Raw genomic sequence first — 5636 nt, 5'->3', positions numbered from 1 at the left:
TGGGGGGTGAATGCCACCTATCGGATCATGGAACGCACGCTGGACGACGTGGGTGTGCGCGTTCCTGCAAGCGTATGCGCGAGCGGGTTTGACTATCCCATGCTCAATCCCGGTGAGATGGCCACCTTGTGGTGCTCCGCTTCCAATAGTTGGGTGACGTTCGATACCGCAACGGAAGGCTGGGTGAAACAGGGCAGTAATGAAGTGGTGGGTTTCTTCAAGCCCAAACGAGAATACATGGGGCTGGAGTTCCAGTTGGATCGTGCCTGGGATGAAAAGTGGTCGTTCAATGCCAGCTACATCCTGTCCAGGAGCGAAGGTAATTTTGAAGGCCCGGTTAATTCGGATACCGGCTTGCCCTGGACCGGGTTCACCCAGCACTACGACAATCCCGCCAACAACGAGCGTTATGGCCCGCTGTACGGCGATCACCGCCACCAGATCAAACTGCGCGGTGCCTATGCATTGAACGAGATGTGGAGCTTTGGCGCGACGCTCACGGCGGTGTCCGGTGGCCCGATCACCGCCTTCGGTGTTTCCTGGCCGAATGACCAGCGCGTCCAGAGCACCAGTGAAACCAGTGGTGGCGGCACTGGCTGGATTTGCGTGTCGAACTGCGGCACAACCCCCTATCGCGTGCTGGAATACACCGAGCGCGGCGCATTCGGCCGGCTGCCGTGGGTTTACAACGTCGGAGCAAGCGTGACATGGACATTGCCCGTGGATGTGGTCGATCTGAAGGTGCGGTTCTCGGTCTATAACCTGTTGAACAGGCAGACCGTCACGGATATCCACAGTCGCTATGAAGTCAGCCCCGGTGTATATCGATCGACCTTTGGCCAGGGTGTTGCATGGCAAGACCCGCGCTACATGAATCTGGTCGTCACCTACAACTTCTGATCTGGTTGCAGGCGACCGTTCTGATCCTGTCCCATGGCGGCCCGTTCATCGGGCCGCCCTTTTTTGGAAGCATGCAATGACGCAGCACGCAGTCCTGCCAGAGGGATTCGAGGGAATTGATCTGCATGCGCTTGCCGAGCGCGAAGGCACGCCGCTGTACGTGTATTCCGCGCCGGCACTGTGCACCCGCATGCGGGTGCTGCACGAGGCGTTGGCCGGGCTGGATGCCGGTATCCGCTATGCGGTGAAAGCCAACAGCAACGGCGCGGTGCTGCGGCTGCTGGCGGAGGAGGGCGCAGGCGCGGACATCGTGTCCGGTGGCGAGATGCAGCGTGCATTGCGCGCAGGCATCGCCGCTGCCGACATCGTGTTCTCCGGCGTCGGCAAGTCCGATGCGGAAATCGTGATGGCGCTGGACGTGGGCGTCGGGCGCTTCAACATCGAATCGCGCGCGGAGCTTGAGGCCATCCAGCGGCTTGCCGCCGCACGCGGCATGGTGGCGCGTGCGGCGGTACGCATCAATCCGGATGTGGACGCACTGACCCACGCCAAGATTTCCACCGGCAAGGCGGAGAACAAGTTTGGCGTGTCCATTGAGGAGGCACGCAGCTGGTTCGATGCGCATGCGCAATGGCCGAACGTGCAACTGGATGGTCTGCACATGCACATCGGTTCGCAGTTGCTCAGTCTTGCGCCGGTGCGGCTGGCGCTGGCGCGCATGGCCGCGTTCTGGCGTGAGCTGCAAGCCGCCGGGCACGGCATCGCCAGCATCGATGTGGGCGGCGGTCTTGGCGTGCGCTACCGCGAAGGCGAGCAGGCACCAGACGCGCGTGACTATGCCGATGCGATCCGCGCGGCGCTGGATGGTTTTGGTGGCCGCATCCTGGTGGAGCCGGGTCGCTGGCTTGTTGCCGAGGCCGGCATCCTGCTCGCGCGCGTGCTGCTGGAGAAGCAGGGCCAGACGCGCCGATTCCTGGTGCTCGACGCGGCGATGAACGACCTGCTGCGGCCCAGCCTGTACGAGGCCTGGCACGACATCGTGCGGATCGGCGATGCCACGGGCCGCGAACGCATCGACTATGACGTGGTCGGCCCGGTCTGCGAAACCGGCGACACCTTCGCCACCGGACGCGAACTGGTGCGCTGCGAGGCCGGTGATCTGGTCGTGATTCACGGTGCCGGCGCATACGGTGCTTCGATGGGTTCAACCTACAACTCACGCCCGCTGCCCGCCGAAGTGCTGGTGGATGGCGGGCGTTACGCAGTGGTGCGGCGTCGGCAAAGCTTCGATGCGATGATCGCGGAGGAATGCCGCGCCGAGGCATGGAGAACAACATGAAGCAGCCGCGTTTGCGAATGATGGCAGCGGTGTTGCTGGCGATTGGTGCGGCATCAGCGCAGGCGCAAAGCCCTTCGCCCGAGGCCATCGATGCCGCCGTGCGCGCCACCATCGAACGCTACGAGTTGCCGGGTATTGCAGTGGGTGTTGTCGAAAACGGTGAAGTAGTCTTTGCGCGCGGCTATGGCGAAACCGTGGCAGGCAGCTTTGATCCGGTGACCAGCAAGACCCTGTTCAAGATCGCGTCCAACAGCAAGGCGATGACCGCCACCGTGCTGGCACGGCTGGTGCAGCAGGGCAAACTGCAATGGCACGATCCGGTGGTGAAGCACCTGCCGGCATTCGCCATGCACGATCCGTGGGTCACCCAGCACATGACCGTCAGCGATCTGCTGATCCATAACAGCGGCCTGCCCGAAGGTGGCGGCGACCTGATGCTGTGGCCGGAGCCGAACCTGTTCAACCGCGACGATATCGTGCGCGGCCTGCGCCACATCAAGCCGGCTTACGGGTTCCGTGCTGGCTATGCCTACGACAACCTGCTGTACGTGGTGGCGGGCGAAGTGGCGGCTGCAGCAGGCGGTGCGTCTTACGAGGAACTGGTGCGGCGTGAACTGTTCCAGCCGCTGGGCCTGGCCGGCTGCCGTGTCGGTGAATTCGTGATGAGCGAAGCCGGCAGCGTTGCGCAGCCGCATATGCGTGATGGCGAGCGCAATCTGCCGATGCGCGAGGATGCCGATGTCGTGCCGGCAATCGCCTCGGCAGCGGCGGGCGGCATCCGCTGCGGGCTGGATGACATGCTGGCGTGGATGCGCAACTGGTTGCTGCCGACGGATGCACAATTGAAATGGCTCGATGCCACGCAGCGCGCCGAACTGTGGAAGGCGCGCACGCCGATGCCGATTTCCGCGCAGCGCAGGCAGTGGGACGGCACCCATTACTACGCCTATGCCTACGGCTTCCGTCTGGCCGATGTGGATGGGCAGTGGACGGTCTCGCATACCGGCACGCTGGGCGGGATGTATTCGATGATGATGCTGTTGCCGGATCGCAAGTCCGGCTTCGTGTTCATGATCAATGGCGCGGGCGGCAGCGCGCGCACGGTGCTGGGCACGGTCTTGCTCAAGTTGTTCACCGCGCCGGAAAAATCACTCGGCGTGGCCGGTTATGCGGATGAACTTGCAATGCCCGCGCCGGCGGCGACAACCACGAAACCGAAGCTGCCCGACATCGCCAAACGCAAGCCAGTGAAGGCGAGCGCAATGCGTGACTGGCTGGGTGTCTGGCGCGACCCGTGGTTTGGCGATGTGCGTGTATGCGAGGCTGCGGGCGGCGTTGAATGGCGCTCGGCCAAGTCGCCGAAGATGCACGGGGCCGTAAGCCGCCTCAATGGTCGTTACCTTCTGGTCTGGGAGGACGAAGCAGTGGACGAAAACGCATGGCTGGCCTTCTCCGGCAGTGGCGATGTGCGCACGCTGCGCATGGCGAAGTTCGACCCGGATGGCGATTTCAGTTCCGATTACGAAGACTTGGCTTTCACGAGGATTGGCGACTGTGAATAGTTGGCGTGCTTTCCTGGTTCCGCTGGCGCTGGCCATTGCCGGCTGCGCTTCCAACCCACCCGCACCGCAGTTGTCGAATGCAAGCACGATGCAGCAGGCGGGCATGGCCGACATGCGCGTGCTGGTGCCGGATATTTCGCAGGACATCCGCTACTTCGGCAGCGACAACTTCGTCGGCGCACCGGTCGATGGCTACCAGGCGCCGCGCTGCTGGCTGAAGCAGGAAGCTGCCGAAGCACTTGCCCGCGTCGAGGCCACGCTGCGCAAGCAGAATCAACGCCTGCGCATCTACGACTGCTATCGCCCGGCGAGGGCCGTCGCGCATTTCATGCGCTGGGCAGCAGACCCGAACGATGTGAAAACCAAGGCCGCGCATTACCCGGATCTGGACAAGCCGCAACTGCTGGATGGCTACATCGCGTCGGTATCGGGCCATAGCCGTGGTGCCACCATCGACCTGACCCTGCTGCAATGCGACGCGCAGGGTGCGGATTGCAGGCCGCTGGACATGGGCACCGATTTCGATTTCTTCGGCACCCGTGCCAATACCGATTCGCCCGAGGCAACACCCGCGCAGCGTGCCAATCGCCAACTGCTGCTCAAGGCGATGGCTGCGCAGGGCTTCCACAACTATGCGATGGAATGGTGGCATTACACCTTCCGGCCCGAACCCACGCCCGGCACGCTGTACGACGTGCCTGTCACCGCACCGGAGACACCGATGATCGATGTCGCCATCGACCGCCTGATGCAGCGCTACGAAGGCAACGTGCCCGGCGCTTCCCTGCTGGTGCTGAAGGACGGCAAGCCGCTGGTGCGCCGTGGCTTCGGCCGTGCCGATCTTGAAGCCGACATCGAGGCCGGGCCTGCCACCAACTACCGGCTGGCCTCGGTCAGCAAGCAGTTCACCGCCGCCGCCATCCTGCTGCTGGCACAGGATGGAAAACTGTCCATCGACGATCCGCTCAAGCGCTGGTTGCCCTCGCTGCCGAAGGTGGCAGACGGCATCACTGTTCGCCATCTTCTGAATCACACCTCGGGCGTGCTGGATTACGAAGACCTGATGGCCGAGCCGTATGACGGGCAAATCCTCGACGCAGGCGTGCTGAAGCTGCTGGAAAAGCAAAACGCGCTGTATTTCCCGCCCGGCAGCACCTATCGCTACAGCAACAGCGGCTATGCGCTGCTGGCGCTGGTTGTGGAGCGCGCATCCGGAACATCGTTCCCCGATTTCCTGCGCAGCCGCATCTTCGAACCACTGGGCATGCGCGATACCCATGCCCGCATCGATGCCGGCCCGGCCATCCCGCATCGTGCCTTCGGCTACAGCGAAATCGATGGCCGCTGGCAGCGCACCGACCAGAGTTCCACCAGCGCGGTGCTGGGCGATGGCGGCATCTATTCCAGCATTGATGACCTCGCGCGCTGGGATGCCGCGCTGTATGACGACCGCCTGCTCAGCGATGCCTCGCGCGCGCTTGCCTTCAGCCATCAGTCCAAGGTGGAAGGCGAGGAGGGCGTGAGCTATTACGGTTTCGGCTGGCGCATTGCCGGCGACCGGCAATGGCATTCCGGCGAGTCCATCGGTTTCCGCAATGCGCTGGTGCGCTGGCCGAAGCAGCGCCTGACCGTGATCCTGCTCAGCAACCGCAACGAGCCCACGCCTTACAAGACGGTGCTGGAGATCGGGGCGTTGTTCCAGACGCCGTAAGAGCCTGTTCAAAGTCTTTCTCATCCCTGATGCTATAGGGATGAGACATCCCTATCCCAGTGACATCAGCCGCGAGCAGTTCGAGACGATCCTTCCGCTGCTGGAGAGTGCCCGCAAGAAGACT

The 5636-nt window shown here is 63.2% G+C and carries 3 protein-coding genes and 3 pseudogenes; all 6 read left to right on the top strand.

Annotation, left to right across the window (positions count from 1 at the left end):
* A pseudogene (locus QM612_RS10410) lies at positions 1-900 on the top strand (energy transducer TonB); the annotation flags it as partial.
* A gap of 76 nt (positions 901-976) precedes the next feature.
* Positions 977-2239 (top strand): diaminopimelate decarboxylase, encoded by a 1263-nt coding sequence (gene lysA, locus QM612_RS10405; protein ID WP_415253820.1) that lies wholly within the window; start codon positions 977-979, stop codon positions 2237-2239.
* On the top strand, positions 2236-3801 hold the full coding sequence (locus tag QM612_RS10400) for a serine hydrolase domain-containing protein (RefSeq protein ID WP_415253819.1): 1566 nt from the start codon (positions 2236-2238) through the stop codon (positions 3799-3801). The genes lysA and QM612_RS10400 overlap by 4 nt, the downstream gene beginning before the upstream one ends.
* A gap of 22 nt (positions 3802-3823) precedes the next feature.
* Positions 3824-4504: pseudogene (locus tag QM612_RS10395) on the top strand (M15 family metallopeptidase); the annotation flags it as partial.
* An 18-nt stretch (positions 4505-4522) separates the two neighbouring features.
* The gene (locus tag QM612_RS10390; protein WP_415253821.1) at positions 4523-5512 is read left to right on the top strand and encodes a serine hydrolase domain-containing protein; all 990 of its coding nucleotides are present in this window, start codon (positions 4523-4525) and stop codon (positions 5510-5512) included.
* Between the two features lie 40 nt (positions 5513-5552).
* Positions 5553-5636 (top strand): annotated as a pseudogene (locus QM612_RS10385) (IS5/IS1182 family transposase); the annotation flags it as partial.

Origin of the sequence: Thermomonas sp. (genome assembly GCF_047606765.1) — a bacterium.
Taxonomy (GTDB): domain Bacteria; phylum Pseudomonadota; class Gammaproteobacteria; order Xanthomonadales; family Xanthomonadaceae; genus Thermomonas.
The sequence above is the reverse complement of the archived record's forward strand: the minus strand, read 5'-3'. Positions and strand labels throughout refer to the sequence as shown.

Excerpts from the sequence above, each read along its gene's own strand:
- QM612_RS10390 (WP_415253821.1), top strand. The coding sequence starts at position 4,523 with ATGATCGATGTCGCCATCGACCGCCTGATGCAGCGCTACGAAGGCAAC.
- QM612_RS10400 (WP_415253819.1), top strand. The coding sequence starts at position 2,236 with ATGAAGCAGCCGCGTTTGCGAATGATGGCAGCGGTGTTGCTGGCGATT.
- lysA (WP_415253820.1), top strand. The coding sequence starts at position 977 with ATGACGCAGCACGCAGTCCTGCCAGAGGGATTCGAGGGAATTGATCTG.